Source organism: Paenibacillus lutrae, assembly GCF_009757775.1.
GTDB classification, from domain to species: domain Bacteria; phylum Bacillota; class Bacilli; order Paenibacillales; family NBRC-103111; genus Paenibacillus_F; species Paenibacillus_F lutrae.
Window position 1 is genome coordinate 525,929 of the sequence record NZ_RHLK01000001.1, and the last position, 21,709, is coordinate 547,637.

4 protein-coding genes are annotated in these 21,709 nt (G+C 54.6%); all 4 read right to left on the reverse strand.

Annotated elements, in window-relative coordinates; translation table 11 throughout:
• Positions 1-36: 36 nt before the first annotated feature.
• The 4 genes from EDM21_RS02055 to EDM21_RS02070 are packed head-to-tail and all read right to left on the reverse strand — an operon-like array spanning position 37 to position 21,691.
• Entirely contained in the window at positions 37-6,528 is a 6,492-nt protein-coding gene (locus tag EDM21_RS02055) for a type I polyketide synthase (RefSeq protein ID WP_157332442.1), read from the reverse strand.
• The gene (locus tag EDM21_RS02060) at positions 6,525-14,327 is read right to left on the reverse strand and encodes a type I polyketide synthase (RefSeq protein WP_157332444.1); all 7,803 of its coding nucleotides are present in this window, start codon (positions 14,325-14,327) and stop codon (positions 6,525-6,527) included. The genes EDM21_RS02055 and EDM21_RS02060 overlap by 4 nt, the downstream gene beginning before the upstream one ends.
• Positions 14,328-14,340: 13 nt before the next feature.
• Complete coding sequence (locus EDM21_RS02065; protein WP_235917974.1) at positions 14,341-19,074, reverse strand: type I polyketide synthase; 4,734 nt, start codon at positions 19,072-19,074, stop codon at positions 14,341-14,343.
• Positions 19,064-21,691, reverse strand: a complete 2,628-nt coding sequence (locus EDM21_RS02070) for a non-ribosomal peptide synthetase (protein ID WP_235917975.1) — start codon at positions 21,689-21,691, stop codon at positions 19,064-19,066. Before EDM21_RS02070 ends, EDM21_RS02065 begins: the two co-directional genes overlap by 11 nt.
• Positions 21,692-21,709: the final 18 nt, after the last annotated feature.

Here is a 21,709-nt window from a genome sequence, read left to right on the forward strand (position 1 = left end):
TCCCATGATGCCTTGCTTGTATAATGCTGCCTTCTATCATTCCATGACAGAGATTCGAATGAACGGACTTAATTGATGAATCGTACGATATTTGAATAATTGCTGTCCTTCTGCCGATAAACCTTGCTTCTCCATTTCGACCTCAACCCGGACAGCATGAAGGGACGTTCCGCCTAATCGGAAAAAATCATCATCAATTCCGATGCCGCCAATCCCGAGCACACGTTCCCAAATCTGCACCAAGGCTGCCTCTGTCTCATTAGACGGAGCACGGTACGGAGCTCTCAGAGCCGCACTCTCTTCTATCTCCCGCACCGGAATCTGAAGCAGTCTGGGTGCGTTAGAATACTGCAGCGGGAGCAGTTGATGGCGATGCTGCTGATTTTCACGTCCGCTGACGGCCGCGTCCCAGTCCGAATCTTCTAAACTTCGAACCGCCCCGTCGGTGATGTCGGTCTCTCCTTGAATTTCCCTGCCGGAGAGCTGAGGCTGAGGCTGTACTGCCTCTGGCAGAGGTTCGTTAAGGATTTCTATATGCTGGATGGAATCAGGGATATCCTTGACTGCAAGCCGGAAACGCACTCTGCGATCGGACTCCTCCATGATGCTCCACGGGCCCGTTCTCAAAAAGTCGAGCAGCGGCTCATTTTTCCCGGTAATTGTGCATACCGCCTCTATATATTCGGCCTTCCGTTCCAGACAATAAGCCTTCAAGGAGCTGATTACGGCCGACTCGATTCCTCTTCCGAGAATGCGGCAGCTTAACAGGAAGGCATCGAGATGAACAATGTTCTGCTCAATTCGCGTAATAACCGTTCCTGACAGTCCGTAATGGCCGAACCGGTCTGAGGCTTCAATCGCCCAGCATTTCGTATCCGGTTCAGCACGCATGGCTTCCAGTTCGCTCTCTGCCGTTATACTGGCGTTCAGCGTGAACTGATTGGTGCGCTGCATAAGCTGGGCTATGCGTGGCTGTTGTACGGCGGTCGCTTCGTAAATGCCCATTCTAAGCTCTAATTCATTGAGAAAAGCCTGCAGCGAGGAAGCCGAAGATTTAACTTGTCTGCGTTTGCGCTCAGAGACATACATTTCGGTTCTCCGTTTATCCTCTTCTGTGACGCGCAGGCGGTCCGTTGCCCAGACATGTTCCAGGAATGCCGGGATTTGCCGCTCTCCAGGGAGCTGGAGCGTAAGAACTTCCGGACAATTTAACTGCACCTCGGAGCATTCCAGCGAACTGTCATCGATAAAGATGAAGCTGTCCAATCCTAATCGCAGTTCTTCCGCTAATGAGCGTAAGTTTTCGGATTTTGAGCTCCAATTGATCCGCGTTCCTGCAAAGTGCTCTTTTCTAAGCAGCATGTCCGGGTGATTGTCCAGCACCTCCCACACATCTGCTTCATTGTTCTTACTGACCAACACCAGAAGCATACCTTCTTGCTGCTTGGCAAGCAGATAACGCTGGAACTCAAGATAAGAATCGGAAGCCGTTATCCCTGCAACCCCATCCTCCCCGCACACTCCGCGCCAGAGTGTGTTGTCGCAATCCACTGCAATAACCTTGAACGGATGTCCTTGCCAAGCGAGCAGCCTGCGCGCCGTAAGGGTTCCGATAGCCGCATAAGTTTCCGGCGTGAACGGCATGTGCGCAGCTTGATCGGCGGTGGAATCGTGTATGTGTTCAATGCCAAATATTGAGCCAATCTCTCTGAAATCGATAACGTGAACATGGTCAAGCCGCTTCAATTCGCGCTTCCAGCGATTCCCGAGCTCTTCCAGGTAACTCTCCATAACTGGTGAGACTTCCAATGCAGCTGACACGGGGAACACTCCTGCCAGTAGCGGGTTCGGCTTTTGGCCTGCAGATAATGCCTCCAGCAGATCGGCAAGCGCCCTCTCCAGCTTTTTAATCTGCTCGGCCTCCGAAGAACGGTCATCCCGCAGCCAATCTTCAAAGCGGATGAGCAGCAGTCCCGCAGCCTCTTCGGACGAGAAGGAGCTGTCCGGTTTCAAAAGCTCTTGAAACACTTGTTGATACGGTGCAAAAAGAATGTCCACGCGGGCTCCGAATTGCTCTCCCCACCAACTGACATAAGGGCGGATCGGATCCGCAGTAAAAGTAGAGACGGCCGTTACGTTAATAACACGCTCCGGCAGCGAGCTGCTTCGTTTGGCCGCCGCTTCGGCCTCCTGCTCATCGGTAAGCAGCCGGACTTCTCTCAATTCGATAGCCGGATTGTCCAGCGCCAGTTCAATCAGATCCGTAAAATGCCCCATGAGCCCTGCCATGGCACCTTCGGCGAACAAAGCGGTATTATACTGCATGACACAGAGCAGTCCGCCATTATCCGCGTAGCCGATATCGAGTTTGAAATCGAGCTTGGATATTCCTTTCGTAATCTCAAAATTCTCGAAGGTAAGTCCCTCGGCGGTAAGTACGGTCTCTCCATCAAATTCATTGTGAAAAATCATCATGGTATCGAACAGAGGATTACGTCCGCGCGGTAATTTCGCCGACAGCTTCTCGACCATCCGGTCGAACGGGAAGTCTTGATTCTCATAGGCGTTCATCATCGTGTCATTCAGAATAAGCAGTTGGTCGAGAAAACTGAGCCGGTCCTGAAAACGGACCCGGATCGGCAGGAAGTTCGTGAACATCCCTATTAAAGGCTCCACGTCTGCATGCCGCCTGCCTGCCACCAATGAGCCGACTGTAAGGTCGTGCTGGCCGGTATATTGATGCAGTACAATCGTATATAAATGAAACAAAAGCACGTTAATCGTGACATTTTGCGATTTCGCCAAAGCGTTCAACCGGTCTGCGGTTTCCTTGGACAGGCTGATCTTGTGCGCTCTGCCGACAAAGGACTGGAATTCAGGCCTCTTGAAGTCATACGGCATGTTCAGCACGGGGATGTTGTGCCGGAACTGGTTCATCCAATATTCCTCTTGCTTCCGAATAACGTCGCCGCTCAACAGGCGGTGCTGCCATTCCGCGAAGTCTTTATATTGAATGCGCAGAGGAGGAAGTTCTTTCCCGGCATACAGATCGCTGAATTCTTTGATAAACACATTCATTGAAGCGCCGTCCGAAACTATATTGTGCATATCCATGAACAGCACATGTTTCTCGGGCTCTATTCTGACAAAAGCGGCGCGAATTAGCGGGGCTTGGCCCAGGTCGAACGGCCTGATAAACTTGCGCATGATTTTTTTCAAGTCGTCTTCGTCCGCTTCCAGGCGTTCAACGGTAAACGTGAAACTCTCATGGATACGCTGAACCGGTTCTCCGTCTACCATATGAAACGAGGTTCGCATGTTCTCATGGCGGTGAATCAATTTAATGAAAGCCTGCTCAAAACGATCCGCTTCCGCTTTCCCGTGTACCCACAACGCCATCGGCATGTTATAAGTGGTCACCGAGCCGATTTGCTGATGGATGAGGAACGTGCGCTTCTGTGCAGAGGACAACCGGTAGTAAGGTTTGCTCTCTGCCGGTTCGATCGCTAAATATTTATTCGTAGCCATTTGCCCGATATGACGGGCAAGCGCGCTTATCGTCGGCATATTGAATATATCCGACAAAGTCAGTTCCACATCAAGTTCCTTGTGAATCTTGGTAACCAGACTGGTCGCTTTCAAAGAATGACCGCCTATCTCGAAGAAATCCTCGTGAACCCCGATTTCCTCCAGGCCGAACAGATTGCGCCATATGCCGGTTAGCGTCTCTTCCAGTGGGCTCCTTGGTTCCGACAACCCTCTCGGCGTCTCTGCCTGGTCATGCCGCTCCGTTAGGGCACTGGGTTCTGCTCTCTCCCCCGATGAGCCGGAGTGGACGATCTGGATTCCTTCCTCATCGAGCCAGTAACGGCGGCGGTCAAACGGATAAGTCGGAAGTGGAATCCGGTTTCTTTTTTCTTCCCCATAGAATCGGGTCCAGTTTATTTTTATCCCGGCATTCCATAAGCGTCCCACTTGAAGCAGCAGGTGAGCGATATCAGACGTATTCTGCTTCGGGTGACGGATCAGGTTCACAATAAGAAGCTCTTTCTTGGCCTTGGCCGGGCTCTTGGAGAATTCATTATGGCTCTTCGCAAATGCGGTCAGAGCATTGCCGCCGCCAACCTCTACAAACACAGCGTCCATCTCTAGCAGCAGGGTGCTGAGTCCGTCTGAGAAACGTACGGTACCGCGCAGGTGCTGTGCCCAGTATGCAGGATCGATCGCCTGCTCATCCTGAATCCAGGTCCCCGTGACGTTGGAGATGAAAGGCACCTGCGGTGCGCTCAGCACAAGCTTGCCTACCTCGCGCTCATATGGTTCCAGAATCGGTTCCATCATGGCGGAATGGAATGCGTGTGACGTGTGAAGACGACGGCATTCGATTCCTTTCGCTTCCAAGGAAGTGGCCAATGACTCAATCGCTTCGGAAGGGCCTGAAACAACGCACATGGAAGGAGCATTTACCGCAGCCAGCGATATGCCGCCGGACAACAGCGGAAGGATTTCCTGCTCCGTCAGCGGGACGCTCAGCATGTCACCGCTAGGCAGACTCTGCATCAATTGACCGCGCAGAGTAACGAGCCGGATTGCATGCTCCAATGAGAAGACGCCTGCCAGACATGCGGCGACGTATTCGCCGATGCTGTGCCCGATCATCGCTTGCGGCTGCACTCCCCATTGCATAAGGAGCCTGGCAAGTGCATATTCGACCGTAAACAGGACCGGCTGGGCAATGTCCGTCCGGTTAATAAGAGATGAATCCGACTCTTCGGTGGAAGGATACAGAACCCGCTTCACTTCATGGCGGATCTCATCTGGCATCAGCTCAAAGCAGCGGTCCGCCTCCTCCCGGAACACCGGCTCCCGTTCATACAGTTCCCTGCCCATTCCGGTGTACTGCGAGCCTTGGCCGGAAAACATGAATACGACCGGCGGTGCATCGGCTGCGGCAAAGCCGCTTTGAACATCGGACGATCCAGACTGAGCCAGCAGCCCTGCCGCTTCATCCGCATTGCCGCAGACAAGCGTCCTGCGATGCGGAAAAGCCGCTCTTCCTTCATGGAGCGTATACGCCATATCGGCTAGGCATACATCGGGATGCTCCTGCAAATGCAGTGCGATCCGCTCCGTCAATTTGTCGAGCGACGCTTCCGTCTTGGCCGACAGGGAGATAAGCTGCGCTGACCTGCCCGTAGAGGAAGCGGAAGCTGGCGGCGCTTCTTCCAGGACAATGTGGGCATTCGTGCCGCCGATGCCAAAAGAACTGATGCCTGCCCGAAGCGGGAAAGAATCGTTGGACCAGTCTTGCAACCGGTCATTTACATAGAACGGACTGTTCTCAAAATCAATTTTGGGATTCGGCCGTTCATAATGAAGTGTAGGGGGCAACTGCTTGTGAGCCAGCGCGAGCACGGTCTTAATGAATCCGGCTACTCCTGCTGCATTATTTAGATGCCCGATGTTGGATTTAACCGAGCCGATACCGCAGTATCTCTTCTTGTCCGTTTGAAAAGCGGTTTTCAACGCTTCGATTTCGATCGGATCGCCAAGTGTAGTGCCTGTACCATGCGCTTCGATATAGGAGATGCTTTCCGGCTCCACTTCAGCTATATGATGAGCGGCACGGATTACGGACGCCTGGCCTGATGTACTTGGAGCGGTATAACCAACTTTCCGGCTGCCGTCGTTATTGATCGCTGAACCTTTAATTACAGCGTATATATGGTCGCCTTCCGCAAGCGCATCCTCCAGCGGTTTCAGGACGACAATGCCGGCGCCTTCACCGAATACGGTACCGGCCCCTTTCTCATCGAAGGCCCGGCAGTGACCGTCAGGGGAATTAATCATTCCTTCCTGATAGAAATAACCGGCTTTTTTAGGCAGTTGTATCGACACCCCACCGGCCAGCGCCATGCTGCACTCTCCGCTAAGCAGACTTTGACAGGCGAGATGAATGGCAACGAGCGAAGTGGAACAAGCTGTCTGCACCGTAAAGCTCGGTCCCTTCATATTCAGCTTGTAAGAAACAAGCGTGGCCATATAATCGCGCAAATTCAGCATAGCCGTCTCCAGGGTGGCGGATTCCTCCGCTGTCCCCAGCCCTTTGAACGCGCGCATGAACCAGTTGGAGTTGAAAGCCGCGCCTGCATATAACCCGATCGAACCTCTATAGGTTCGGGGATCATACCCCGCTTGTTCAAGCGCTTCCCAGGAGCATTCGTGCATAAGACGGAACTGGGGATCCATTAGCTCCGCTTCGCGAGGCGTATAGTCGAAGAATTCGGGATCGAAGTACTCGAGATCATCGAGTACTCCCTTGGCCTTCACATAATTGGGGTGAGTCACCGCCGACACATCAATGCCTTCCTTCAGCAGCTCTTCGTCACTGAAAAAAGAGATACTCTCCTTGCCGCTGCAGAGATTATTCCAATATTCCCGCAAGTTTCTGGCTCCCGGAAATCTGCCCGACATGCCGATTACGGCAATTTCCGATCCGTTATACTCGCTACCGTTCGATATGCTCATAGCAAGACCTCTCCTTTGCGTCTTTTTTCTTTTTGCTGCTGCTGCCGCTTTCTTCCTTTTGCGGCGGAGTCGATCATTTGATTTTCCATCTCCGCCTCCTCCGCCTCGTCTTCTTCGCTAGGAGTAAGGCGCTGAGCAAGCGCATGAATGCTTGGATAGGTGAACATATCAACCACGGCAATACTCTCATCCAACGCTTCATTTAATTTGGCGGTCACCTGAATCATATCCAGCGAACTTGCTCCCAAATCGAAGAAATTATCGTGGATACCGACCTCGTCAATACGGAAAAATTGTTTCCACACGTCGGCTATCGCTTTTTCGACCCGATTACGGGGTGCCGCATAAGGTGTGGTTAGGTTCGGCCTGCTGAATGAAGCACTGCCTGCCAAATGAGTGTCTTCTTGCTTGCCTGCGCGCCGAATCCATTGATCGATCCGCTTCTGAAGATCACCGGTAGAGACAATAATTTGATTGCTGCCGCATGGGCTGTAGACGTACCGGAACAAATCAGGCGCTTCGGCAGGCGTTATCGCCAATTCGACAAGCGACTCTCCGATCGTTGAGCGGTGCTCTTCCCAGAATTCCCACGCGTCCCAATTGACGCACAACCACTTCGTATCGCCTGCCCGGTTCTGTTTGCGGGCAAAGGCATCCATATATAAATTCGCGGCCGAGTAGGCGCTGAATCCGAGTCCTCCGAGTATGCTGGCAATAGAGGAGAACAGGACGCATATCTCCGCCCCCCTGTCGGCAATAAGCCTGCCCAGCGTCTGCAAACCCTGAACCTTGGCGCGGAACTGCTCATCGGACTGGTCACCACTGATATTCTCGATTGCGCGGAAAGATTCGCCGCCTGGAAGACCCGCCGCCTGGAAGACCCCATGGAGGCGGCCATACTCACAGTCAATGAACTTGAATACACGGTTCATCTGTTCTTCATTGGACAAGTCAGCCTGCAAATAGGTTACCTCAGCGCCCAGTTCTTCCAATTGCAGCACACGCCTGATTTTTCGGGCGAGCGGATGCTCCTCTCCATGTTCGGCAAGGCAGCTCATATAGTCCTCCCTGTCGGGAAAACTTGAACGCCCGGTAAGAATGAGCCGTGCGCCGTAATTCCGCGCCAGGAACTCTGCCGTCAGCATCCCGATTCCTCCGAGCCCTCCCGTAATCAGATACACACCCTGCTGCCGAAATGGAGCCGCCTGGGTATCCGCCTGTCGCAGTCCTACCGGCTTGAAGTTCTGGACCCAGCGGTAATTAGCCCGATAGGCGATGAGCATATCCGGGGACGGAGCCGCTAATTCCCCGATAATACTGTCGGCGATTCGCCGTTTGTGTTTTGCCTCTTGCTGTACATCGATATCTATGCTCACACATGATATTCCGCTGTATTCCTGCTGAATGACCATACACGGGCCGAGCAGCGTCATTTTACCCGGAGACAGCCGCTCCATCCCCGTTACCTCCTGCATCCCTGAAGACACAACTGCTATGCGGACGTCCTCTGCTTCCTTATGCTTGCGCAGCGCCTGAGCCAGATAGATCAGGCTGTAATATCCTTCTTCTTGCTGCCGCCGCAGGGCCGCTTGTGCGGTATCGGAGAATTCACCTTCCTCTTCTTCCTTCGCGGATGAAGAAACATTCCATAGGTGAGCGACTCTGCCGGGAACAAAATCCCGCGTCTGCAGCTCATCCAGGAGCCGGACGTAGTGCTCTGCAGAGCCCGGGACAAGCGTGAACGCTCCATTCTCATGCGAGCTGAACGTGTCACCCGCCTTAACGATCGCAACACGTTCTCCCCCGCTTTGAACACTTGCGGCCAATTCGTCCGCAATGCCGCAATCATCCGTAAATACGAGCCAGTTGTGCCCGTTCTCCTGCCTTTCTTCCGGTTGCTCCTCCAACAGGGCCCGTTCCCAGGAAGGATAATAGAACCAATCCGCCATGTTCGGGTTTTTACCGCTTTTTCGGGCTGCGGAAGGACGTGCTCCCGGTAACGATTGCTGTTCCTCATCGAGCCAATAGCGCTGGCGCTCCATCGGATAGGTAGGCAGTTCGATGCGTCTGCGCCGCTCATGGGCGTAATAGCCCGTCCAATCGATGTTGATACCTGCCAGCCAGAGGCGTCCGATTTTGTTCAACAGGTGCTCGGTATCAGAAACAGATTCCTGAGGATGTCTCAGCATATTGACAACAACCCGGTCACGTGAACCGGCTTCATGCTTACGCGCGAACGTGCTGAGCGAATTGCCGGGGCCCGCTTCTATAAATACAGAGCGGGGGTTACTCAACAGTTCCGCAAGCCCGTCCGCAAACCGCACGGTCGATCGCAAATGCCTGGCCCAATACTCCGCATCCACAGCTTCCTCCGGTGTGATCCAAGTGCCGGACACATTGGAAATAAAGGGTAGTAGCGGCTCATGCAGCTGGATCGACCGCACTTTGTCCGTGAATACCGCCAGTATCGGATCCATCATATGAGAATGGAAGGCATGAGATGTGTGAAGAAGACGGCAGGCACAGCCTTTGTCCTCCAGCAGCTGTGAGAATGCATGGATATCCTCCGATGTGCCAGATACGACGCACAAGGAGAAGCTGTTGACTGCCGCCAGCGCAAGATGGTCAGGCAGCAGAGCGCGCAGTTCCGCTTCAGGCATCGCCACGCTGAGCATAGATCCCTGCGGAAGTCCCTGCATAAGCCGGCCGCGAAGCGCTACGAGCTGAAGCGCATCTTCCAGCGTGAATACACCCGCCAGACACGCTGCCACATATTCGCCGATGCTATGGCCCAGCATTGCTTCCGGCCGGATGCCCCATCGCATAAGCAGCTTGGCAAGCGCATACTCGACCATAAAAAGCACAGGCTGTGCGATATCCGTCCGCGCCAGGAGATCCTCCCGCACTGGGTCCGGTTCGTTAGCATACAGTAAAGCCTTTAAGTCAACCTGCATATAGGGTTCAATGAGCTTGAAGCAGTGATCAAGTTCCTCCTGGAATTCAGGTTCGTTGAGATAGAGCTCCCGTCCCATGCCAATATATTGCGAACCCTGGCCGGGGAACATGAATACGACAGAGCGTGTTTGCGCCTCCGTTTGGCTTTCGGCAATTTTATCGGACCCGGCCGATGCCAATATGGCGGCCGCTTCTTCCGCATCCTTGCACACGAATGCGGCTCTCCATTCAAAAGCCTTCCTGCCTGCTTGCAGCGTATACGCCGCATCTGCCAGATTGACCTGCGGATGCTCTGTCAAAAACGCAGCCAGTCTCAACTTCGCCTCTGTCAAGGCGGTGGGCGTTCTTGCCGACAAGAGCAGCAATTTTTCCATCCGGCCTTTGTCCGACGCCTCTCTTGGGGGGGCTTCCTCCAGAATAACGTGCGCATTCGTGCCGCCGATGCCGAACGAGCTGACTCCGGAGCGCAGGGGATACCCGCTGCTTTCCCAAGGCACCAGTTCCGTATTAACGATGAACGGGCTGTTAGCGAAATCAATATTCGGGTTTCCCTGTTCAAAATGCAGACTCGGCGGGATCTGCTTCTCTTTCAGGGCCAGCACCGTTTTGATGAATCCCGCTGCACCGGCAGCGCTGTTGAGGTGACCGACGTTCGTCTTAACTGATCCGATTCGGCAAAATCCCGTCTTTTCGGTGCCAAAGGCTTCCTTCAACGCTTCGATCTCAATCGGATCCCCCATGCTTGTGCCTGTTCCGTGCGCTTCTACGTACGTGATACTTTCCGGCTCCACATCCGACATCCGGTGTGCCGCACGGATTACCTCGGCTTGTCCCTTGGTACTCGGGGCGGTAAAGCCTACCTTGCGGGTACCGTCATTGTTCAAGCCAAAGCCCTTGATGACGGCGTGAATAACATCTCCATCTTCGATGGCGTCACTAAGCCGTTTCAAGATAACGACGCCGACGCCGTCTCCGAAGACAGTTCCGGCCGCCTGCTCGTCGAAGGCCCGGCAATGCCCGTCCGGAGACTGAATCATGCCGTCTTCATACAGATAGCCGGACTTATCGGGAACGCTGACAGTAGAGCCGCCGGCCAGCGCGATGTCGCACGCGCCCGCCAATAACCCTTGCGAGGCTAGAACGATATTGACCAGGGAAGTGGAGCAGGCGGTCTGCATAGAAATACTGGGTCCCCGGAGATTGAGTTTATAAGACAACTGGGTACTGAAAAATTCCCTGTCGTTAAGAAGCATGGCGCTGAATCGTTCCGTTCCGCCCAAAGCAGCCGCAAAGCGTGAAACCCACTCCAGGTTCGGAGTCGCCCCCGCATAGACGCCGATAAGTCCCGGATAGGTATCGGGATTGTAGGCGGCAGATTCGATCGCCTCCCAGGCGCATTCGTGGAACAGCCGCAGCTGCGGGTCCATTAACTGCGCTTCCCGCGGTGAATATCCGAAAAACGCAGCGTCGAACTGATCGATCCCGTTCAAAGCGCCTTTGGCTTTTACATAGGAGGGATGGGATACAAGCTGCGGGTCAATACCTGCCTGCACCAACTCCTCGTCCGTGTAGAACGTAATCGATTCTACGCCATCGCGCAAATTGCGCCAGAACTGGCCGATGCTGTCCGCACCCGGGAATCTGGCCGACATACCTATGACCGCAATCTCAAGTCCATTCTCCCCGGCGGCTTCACTCCCTGCTTGTTCACCACTTCTCCGCAGATCTCTTTCCCGGACGGAAATTGTCCTCATCCGCTCGGACCGCGCCATTCCCTCGGTAACGACATTCCGGCGGTCTCTGTCCCCTTCAACCGCTGCCTCAGCGGATACAGACCTTTCCTGCCCGTTCTCACGCAAGTAAGCAGCCAGGGTGCGGACGGAAGGGTAGGAATATAAGGTAACCACGGGCACTTCCCTGCCCAGCACTCCCGCTAGCTTGTCAGCCAGCTGGGAAATATCGAGCGAGCTTGCCCCGATTTCAAAAAAGTTGTCATTTATCCCAAGATGCGCAAATCCAAAATGACTCTGGATGAGCTCAGTAACGGTCTGCTCAATAGCTGAAGCGGGCAACAATCGGGCAGCTTCTGGCGGTTGTTTAACGGCTTCGTTCCCTGTCTCCGTTTCTGGACGGCTCGGTCTCCGCAAACCCGCTGCCTCGTGCACGCTACCCAATGAAATTTGTGTGCCCTCTACAGAGTAACGCTGGCGTTCGAACGGATAGGTCGGCAGAGCAACTCTGCGGCGGCGTTCCGAGTCGTAATACTCTTTCCAATCAATCCGCACGCCCGCAATCCACAGTTTGCCTATCTTCTCTAGTAAGAAAGCATCGTCCGCGGTTTGCACCTGCGGATGACGGACGAGATGGAGCACCTCATGCTCCCGCGCCGTATCGGGCTCCTGTTGTTTGCGGATAAAGCTGCTGAGAACATTTCCGGGCCCGATTTCTAGGAAAACGGCCTGCTTTTCCTTAAGCAGCTCGGCCGCCCCGCTTGAAAACCGCACCGTTTCCCGTAAATGCCGCGTCCAATATGCGGGATCAGCGGAGTCTTCGGGCGTTATCCATGTACCCGTCACATTGGACACATACGGGATTGACGGGGCGGATAGGACTACTTGCTTAACTTTGTCCGCATACTGTTCCAATATCGGCTCCATCATGGCCGAATGAAACGCATGCGACGTATGAAGCTTTCGGTGCCCCACCTGCGGCCCTGTAAGTCTGGCTTCAAAAGAAGCGATTGCCGCATGCGGGCCGGAAACGACACATAGCTCAGGTCCATTCACTGCTGCCAGCGCCAGTTCCTCGGGAAGAAGCTCTAATAAACTTGACTCGGAAAGGGAGACACTCAGCATCTCTCCGGCCGGCAGGCTCTGCATGAGCTTGCCGCGCAGCGTGACGAGCTTCAGCGCGTCCTTGAGGGGTAGTACACCCGACAGACATGCAGCCGTGTACTCTCCGATACTGTGTCCGATCATTGCGTGCGGCTTGATGCCCCACGACATCAAGAGCTGCGCGAGCGAATATTCGAACGCGAACAGTGCCGGCTGCGCCGCTTCCGTCTGGTTGATCCTGTCAGCCGCTGCCGGGCTATTCCCCGCCCGGTACAGCAGATCCCTCGGATCTGCGCCGCCCTCTGCTGTAATGATCTCGCAGCAGCGGTCCATTTCAGTCCGGAATAAAGGCTCCTTGCGGTACAAATCGGCTCCCATATTCACATATTGCGAACCCTGCCCCGGGAAGAGGAAAATCACCTTGGCTTGATCTTGTTCCGATTCGCCCGTGTACACGCTGCCTTCGCCGGGAACATCCAGCCGCTCCACAGCTTCACGGACACCGGAGCATACGAATGTTCTGCGCCAGCGGAACCGCTTGCGCCCTGTCTGCAGTGTATAAGCTACATCGGCCAAGTCGGCTTCGGGACAAGCCCGCAGAAATTCGCCGAGATTGCGAGTCGCCCGTTCTAAACCTTCCTCTGTCCGGGCTGAGAGCACAAGCAGCTTCAAATCGCGCCCGGCCGAACTCCCTGCGCCAATCGGAGCCTCCTCCAAGATGACGTGGGCATTCGTACCCCCGATACCGAATGAGCTGACACCGGCTCTCAGCGGACCTTCGGTTCTTTTCCAATCGCTAAGCTCTGAATTAACCTTGAAGGGGGAATTTTCAAAATCGATTTTGGGATTCGGTTTATAAAAATGAAGACTCGGCGGGATTTGCTGATGCTTAATCGCCAGTACGGCCTTGATGAAGCCCGCGACTCCTGCCGCGGCATCCAGATGACCGATATTGGATTTGAGCGAACCGATTTTGCAAAAGCCCTTTTTATCCGTGGCGAAAGCGGTCTGCAAAGCCTCTACCTCGATCGGGTCCCCCAGTACAGTTCCGGTTCCGTGCGCCTCTATATAACCGATGCTCTCCGGCTCAACCTCAGCCATCTGGTGTGCCGCGCGAATAACTTCCACCTGGCCGTTCGTGCTTGGGGCCGTGTACCCTACTTTCCGGCTGCCGTCATTGTTAACCGCCGAGCCTTTGATAACGGCATGAATAACGTCGCCGTCCTTAACGGCGTCTGCGAGCCGCTTCAGCACGACGATTCCGATTCCGTCACCGAACAAGGTCCCGCTCGCGTCTTCGTCAAAAGGCCGGCAGTGACCGTCGGGAGACTGGATCATCCCTTCCTGATACAGATAGCCGGTAGTGCGCGGCAAATTGACCGAAACCCCTCCGGCCAAGGCGAGATCGCATTCGCCGGCCAACAGTCCCTGACAAGCCAGATGAATGGATACCAGTGAGGTGGAGCAAGCGGTTTGCACGCTTACGCTAGGACCTTTCAAATTCAGCTTGTACGAAATCCGCGTCGTAAACGAAGGATTATTCAATTGCAGAATTTGAAAATGATCGCTCGCATGAGCAGCATTCATAACTTGGCTTGCAACCCAATATGTGTTGGGAGAAGCTCCCGCATACACACCGATTAGTTGATCCTCGGATTCGGGAGGATGTCCCGCATGCTCAAGCGCCTCCCAGGCACATTCGTGGAACAGCCGGAACTGCGGATCGATTAGCTCGGCTTCTCGCGGCGTGTAATCAAAAAACGGCGCATCGAACGATTCGACGTCCTCAATCTGAGCCTTTGCTTTTACATACTGGGAATGCTTGAGCATCTCCGGTGCAATTCCTGCCTTCTGCAGCTCTTCATCCGTAAAAAAAGTGACCGATTCCTTGCCGGCACGTAAGTTTCCCCAAAATTCCGCCAGGTTCTTCGCACCCGGAAATCGTCCTGCCATTCCGATAACGGCAATTTCCAAACCGGTTTCTCCGTACTTTTCGTTCTCGGCACTCATCTTGCCACCTCCTTCACGTTCTTTCCCGTTTTTGCAGCCGCTTCTGCAGCCTGTGCTTTCCGTCTTTTATCAGCTCTGTACGGTCTGTCGTCTCTTCCTGCCGAGCGGTTCCCGCTTGCGCTCTTCGCATCAAGGCAGCGAGTGAATAAATAGTCGGATGGCTGAACATGTCAACGACCGACACTTCCTGCTGGAGCGAACGCTGGAGCTTGGAATTCATTTGAATAATATCGAGCGAGGTAGCACCCAGCTCGAAGAAGTTATCATGCAGGCCGACTTTATCAATACCCAGATAGTCCCGCCAAAGCTCAGCTAAAGTCTGCTCCAGCTCGTCTTCCGAAGTCACAAATGACGTACTGACGTCGGGACGTACCGTTCCGGGAGATTTTCCGCTCCTGTCCCCGTCCACAAGGGATTGCAGGGATGAAGTGCGGGCGGCATGCAGCCGCAGACCCAAATCCGTCGTCGATACCGTTACTTGGGGCAGACCGCAAACCAGCGCATACCGGAAAACAGAGATCCCTTCCTCCGGAAGCATCCGGGTCTGCTTGTCCGCACCTTGAGCGGACACTCCCGCTTGCGCCGCGGCGATGGCGACTTCTTGTTCAGCCGCCGCGGCCATTCCGACGGTCCGCCACCCGTCCCAATCAATCGCGACGACATGCGTATCGTCCAGCGCGCGTTTGCGGTAGGCATAAGCGTCGAGAAACGCATTGCCCGCGCAGTACCCCGCTTGACCCAAAGCGCCGAGCACACTGGTCAGAGAAGAGCACAATACGAGGAAATCCAGCTTCTTTCCCGCCAGCACTCGCTCGAGAACACGCGTGCCGTTCACCTTGGCCGTCAATGCACGTTCCTCAATCTCGCGAGTCCGCCGCTGGATCAGCGCTCCATCGGCCGTTCCGGCCGCGTGGATGACGCCGTGAATCTCTCCGAAGCGTTCGAGAGCCTGGGCTACGGCCTCCTCCATTTGCTGCTCATTGCTTACATCTGCTTTGCAGACAAGGACCTCAGCCCCATACAGCTCCAGCTCCTCCAGCTTTTTCAGCTGAATCGCCTTCGTTTCGTCGGCCGTATGTCCGGCGCAGCGGCGCCAGTCGGCTTCGTCCCCTACCCCCGAACGACTAATAAGTACGAGCTTCGCTTTCACGGTCTTCGCCAGATGCTCCGCCAGGGTCATTCCTATACCGCCCAAGCCTCCGGTTATTAGGTATACCCCCTCTTCTCTGAGGCCGGAGTTCGCTTCGACAACGGAAGGAACCGGAATCGGAACGTATGTCTGCACCCAGCGGTTCGGGCCGCGGTACGCGACGAAAATGTCGGCAGACCAAGCGGCTAATTCGGCTTGCAGCCGGTTCAATAGCGCTTGCTGCCTTTGTTCCGAATCCTCCTGCCATACCGAATCTGCAATATCGATGCTTCGGCAGCGCACGTTGCCGTATTCCTGCGGAATGACCAGGCAAGCACCGAGCACCGCTGCTTGTTCCGGCAGCAGCTGCTCTTCTCCTGTCACCTCTTGCATATTGGACGTTAGGACCGTAAGTTGCAGCTCATCCTGCAGTACGCACGTGCCGATCGCCTGAGCCAGTGCAATGAGGCTGTGATAACCTTTTTCCAGTACCCTTGTGCTGTGAGAAGAGGTCCATCCCTCGGTATGTACGCTCTCCTCAGTCAGCCAGGCATGAACAATGCGCTGCGGTATTGTGCCGGCTTCCTTCAAATTCTGCAGCAGCCGTGTATAATGCTCTTGTTGCCCGGGATCGATTCGGTATTCCTGATCATTCAGCCGGGCAAACGAATCGGATGGATATACCGAAACGATGCGGTGACCGGCTTGCTCTAAGCCCGAAGTCAGCCGGGAACAAATCCCCAGCTCAGGCGCAAAAACAAGCCAGGAGCTTGCTGCGCTCATACCGGCACCCGTATCCGCTTCTTCGCTCAACAGGGAACGTTCCCAGATTGGCGTGTACAGCCACTCTCGAACGGCATCTTTTTTAACCAGTCCGGCAGCGCTTTGGGGCTTTGGCTGCTTCGTCTGCTTGCGAACAAGACTTTGCTTGAGAACATCCGTCTCAAACGGCGGATCAACCCAATAACGCCTGCGCTCAAACGGATACGACGGCAAGGCTGTTCTCTGGCGCTTTTCGTTCGCGTGGAATGCCTTCCAATCGGGCCGGGCTCCTTCAAGCCATAGGCGCCCCACCTGCTGCTGCAAATAATAATCGTCGCGTACCTGCTCCTTCACATGCCGAATAAGATTGATGACAGCATGCCGCTCTTTCTTATCAGGATGCCGGCGCACGAATGCGCTTAATGTGTTACCGGGACCGACCTCCACAAACACGGCCTTATCGTCATGCAGCAGCTCGCGGAGACCGTCGCCAAAGCGGACGGTACCGCGCAAATGCCGGGTCCAGTAGTCGGGATCGACGGTTTCTTCCTTCGTAATCCAGCTTCCGCTTACATTGGAGATATAAGGAATGTCGGGTGCCTGCAGCTTCATCCCGGTCAATTTCTGGCGAAAAGGCTCCAAAGCCGGTTCCATCATGGCAGAGTGAAAGGCATGTGAAGTTTGCAGCCGCGTACTTGCCTGCCCCTTCTCGGCCAGCTTTTCTTCCAAAAGCTCTATCGCCTTATGAGGCCCCGATACGACGCACATCGCCGGACCGTTAACTGCCGCAAGCGATAAACCTTCGCTTAGGAGCGGCTTGAGTTCCTGCTCAGGCAAGGGGACGCTTACCATCGCTCCCTCCGGCAGACTGTGCATAAGCTTGCCCCGCAGCACAACCAGTTCCAGCGCCTCTTCTGCTGTCATAACTCCTGCCAGACAAGCGGCCACATATTCTCCGGCACTGTGTCCGATCATGGAAGCTGGCTTCAGCCCCCATTTGATCAGCAGATGTGCCAGCGCGTAAGAGAATACAAACATTGCCGGCTGTGTCACGTCCGTCTGCTTCAATCTGTCAGAGGGATCAGCGGACGCTTCCTTATCGCCTGGATACATCATTTCTTTCAAATCAACGTCCATCAAGGGACGGATAATGTCAAAACACCGGTCGGCCGCTACCCGGAATTCCGGCTCATGGTTGTACAGATCCAGCCCCATATTGACATACTGCGCACCCTGTCCAGGGAACATAAATACGAGCCTCGGCTGTTCATTGCCGCTAATACGGCTGTAAACCCGCTCTGGAGCCAACGTGTCCAGCAGCGCAAGCGTCTCCTCTGCAGTAGAACTTACGAGCATACGCCTGTGTTTGAATGCCCTGCGGCCGATTTGCAGTGTATAAGCCGCATCGGGTAGTGACAGGCCCGGATTAGCGCGCAAATGCTCTCGGAGGCGGGCTGTAGCTTGCTCTAGCCCCGATTCCGTCTTGGCGGACAAAAGGAGCAGCTGTGAGTCTCTCCCCCGGGATCCTTCCGCCTGGGGCGGCGCTTCTTCGAGCACCACATGCACGTTAGTGCCGCCGATGCCGAACGAACTCACTCCGGCCCTTAGCGGGTGAAGCTCGTTCGTCCAGCTCGTGAGCTCCGTATTGACGACAAACGGACTGCTGGCAAAATCGATTTTGGGATTGGGCTTATCGAAATGTAAACTGGGCGGAAGCTGCTTGTGCATAAGCGACAGCACCGTTTTGATGAACGCCGCAACCCCGGCAGCGCTATTCAAGTGGCCGATGTTCGTCTTGACGGATCCGATCCGGCAGAATCCTGTTTTGTCCGTTTGAAAAGCCAGCTTCAGCGCTTCAATCTCGACCGGATCGCCCAGCGCTGTACCGGTACCGTGCGCTTCGATATAGCTGATACTCTCCGGCGAGACCCGGCTCATCCGCTGCGCCGCCCGGATAACCTCCGCCTGTCCCTCTACACTGGGGGCGGAGTAACCCATTTTGCGCGTACCGTCATTGTTCGCCGCCGAGCCCTTGATGACCGCATAAACCGCGTCTCCGTCGGCTAACGCCTGCTTGAGCGGTTTAAGCACAACGACACCCGCCCCTTCGCCGCCGACGGTTCCCTGGGCACTCGAGTCAAAAGCACGGCAATGGCCGTCCGGCGAGCTGACCATTCCTTCCTCGTATAAATAGCCTTCCGTCCGGGGTACCGTTACGGTAACTCCGCCGGCCAATGCTATTCTGCATTCGCCCGTCAACAGCGCTCTGCAGGCCAGATGAATGGCCAGAAGCGAGGTGGAGCAAGCGGAATCGACGCTCACACTTGTTCCTTTTAAATTCAGCTTGTGGGAAATTCGCGTGCTCAAGAAATCTTTGTCCGACAAAGCCAGTGCGGCGAACTGCTCGGCAGTGCTCTCGCTGCGAGAAAGCATGGCCACAAGCTGCCAGTAAATACTCGACGAAGCCCCTGCGAACAGACCGATGGCTCCGCTTGTCTGCTCCGTGTCGTAGCCTGCGTTCTCCAAAGCTTCCCAAGCGCACTCGTGGAAAATCCGCAGCTGCGGATCGATGACTTCAGCCTCGCGTGGCGAATAATCGAAAAAATCGGAATCAAACCATTCCGCATCCGGCACGAGCCCTTTCGCTCTCACATATCTGGAGCTGCGAATCAGTTCGGGATCGACACCTGCGGCCTCAAGTTCGCTGTCGGAGAAGAAGTGAATCGACTCCCTGCCGTTTCTCAGGTTATCCCAATACTCGTCTATATTTCGAGCTTCGGGAAACCGGCCCGCCATTCCGATCACAGCGATTTCCAGACCGGTGGCCGCTTGTGTTTGTCTGCTATTAGTCATCATGCACCCCCTCCAGAATCAGCATCGTCTGCTCCATCGTTTCGAATCCCGCATCCATCTCCTCATTATTGGCCATATTTTGGGGCATAGGCGCTTCCCCTTTTTCCATGCTCTGCAAATATCCGCCGAGCGCCGAAACCGTGGTGTACTGGAACATGACGGGTACTGGAATGTCATGCCCGAAGGTTTCCTTCAGCATATTGACCACCTGCACCAGCTGGAATGAGTTACCTCCCAGGTCGAAAAATGTATCCTTTGTCCCGACTCGGTCTTCGCTAACCGCCAGGACCTCGGCCCAGATCCGGACCAGCGTGTTCTCTATTTCACCTTGTGGTGCCACGTATTCCTTGCCGGTATGAACATGCGCTTTCGGATCGGGCAATGCTTTCGTATCCAATTTGCCGTTTGCCGTAACGGGAAGCTGCTCCAGACGGACAAAGTAGGCCGGAATCATATAAGCGGGCAGTTGTCCGGAGAGATGATCCCGCAGCTTGGCAGCGGAGAGGTGATCCGGTCCGGTATAATACGCGCATACCATGTTCTGTCCGTTCTCATCTTCCCTGATACGGATAACAGCTTCGCGGATGTCCTCATTTCTTCGCAGCAGAGTTTCAATCTCTCCTGGCTCTATGCGGTATCCACGAACTTTGACCTGGTCATCCTGGCGGCCCAAATACTCCAGCGTTCCGTCCTGAAGCCAGCGTCCCAGATCGCCCGTCAGATACAAGCGCTCTCCGGTAGCGAACGGATGAGGTATGAACTTTTCTCCGGTCAGTTCCGGTCGTCCGAGATAACCGCGTGCCAGACCTGCACCCGCAACACAGATTTGGCCTGGCAATCCGGGTGGAAGCAGCTGGAAATTCGCATCTAATATATAAACCTTGGCATTGTCGATCGGCCGGCCGATCGGAATGCCTCCGGTATCCGGCTTAATTTCGGTGAACGTAGTCACGACCGTATTTTCAGTCGGGCCGTAATTGTTGAACAACTTGTAGTTGCCCGGCTTATACCGTTTCAAGCGATCGCCGCCCGTTAACAAGATCCGCAGCGGTGTCTGCTCCCGGTCCGGCAAATCCATAAACTGCTCGCACATCAGTGTCGGCAGGAAGGCGATTGTAATGCCGTTCTCTCTAAAAAAATCATCCAGTTTTTTGGCATCCAGTCTGATCTCGGAAGGTACGATATGAATGCAAGCCCCTGCAAGCAGATAAGGGAACACTTCCCACACGGAAGCGTCAAATCCGAAACCGGCATACTTAATGCTGTTGTCCGCCGTCGTTACACCAAAAGCGCGATTGTGCCAGTACGACAGGTTAACAAGCGAACGGTGCTCAATCATGACACCCTTCGGGCGTCCGGTAGATCCGGATGTATAGATGACATAAGCCAGATCATCCGCCGAGCTCTCTAATGCCAAATCACTTGTTTCACCGGTAAACAATTTCTCATCATCCAGACACAGCATCTTGCGCCCTGTCGTTCTGCCGGTAAATGCCTGCTGCGTCAGCACGACTTGCGCGCCACTATCTTCCAGCATGTACGCGAGGCGCTCGTCAGGATAGTCCGGGTCTATCGGCAGGAAAGCACCGCCGGCCTTAAGGACCGCCATCATACCGAGCATCATGTCGGCGGAAGGCGCAAGCAGCAAGCCCACGATGTCGCCCACCCCGATTCCTTTGGCCCGCAGTATCCGGGCTAGCTGATTGGCCTTCTCATTCAGCTCGCGATACGTCACTTGCCGCTTCCGGTCGGCGATGGCTGGCGCATGCGGAGTCCGTGCCGTCTGTTCTTCGAACAAATGCTGAACGGTTTGCCGATCAGGAAATGCTGCTTGGCAGCCAGCCAGTTGGCCGAGAAGATTTTCTTTCTCCCCCGGAAGCAGGATGTCGATGCGGTTCAGCGGAAGATCCGGATTCGCCAGTGTCTCGCGCAGCAGAAGCATGTAACGCGCGACAAGTTTATTTATTGTGTCGCTGCGGTAGAGCTGCGCGTTATATTGAACCGTACCGCCAATGTGCGCTTCTTTCCTATGAAAAGAAAACAACGTAGTCCATTTCACATTCCGGAAATAACGCTCTTCATGAATGTTCTCCAGCAGCAAGGCCGCCTCGAATAATGGATGCGCGATGGGATCATCCGCCTGAAGCGCCAATTGTTCCGCCACCATCTCCATCGGATAGCTCTGATGATCCACGGCAGCCACAATCGTATCCTGCATGTGAAGAAGACACTGCCTGAACGAAAGTGAATGATCGATCTGAGCTCGCAAAGGCAGCACGGAATTGATGAATTCCGCCTCTTCCTTCTGCTTGTAGATCGGAGTCCCCAGCGAAACCTCACTGCGATTTGACATTTTGGCCAGCAAGGCGGCGAGTACAGCGGATAGGACAACATGAAGTTTTGAATCCGATTCGTTACTAACTTGCAGCAGGCGGTCTGTCAGTTCCTTCGGGAATGTAAATGAAGTTTCTTCAATCGTCACCCCTGTTCCGCGCGTATAATCGCCAGGAAAGCCGCTTTTGTCATATTCTCCGGATAATGCGGACAGCCAGTAATCCCGTTCCCTGCTTTTTTGAGAAGCTGCTACCGCCAGCCGGTCCAAACGATTTTGAGGCCCCATCGTTATTCCTCCCTTTCT

Coding starts and splice junctions, on each gene's coding strand:
- EDM21_RS02055 (WP_157332442.1), bottom strand. CDS start 6,528: ATGAGCATATCGAACGGTAGCGAGTATAACGGATCGGAAATTGCCGTA.
- EDM21_RS02060 (WP_157332444.1), bottom strand. CDS start 14,327: ATGAGTGCCGAGAACGAAAAGTACGGAGAAACCGGTTTGGAAATTGCC.
- EDM21_RS02065 (WP_235917974.1), bottom strand. CDS start 19,074: ATGATGACTAATAGCAGACAAACACAAGCGGCCACCGGTCTGGAAATC.
- EDM21_RS02070 (WP_235917975.1), bottom strand. CDS start 21,691: ATGGGGCCTCAAAATCGTTTGGACCGGCTGGCGGTAGCAGCTTCTCAA.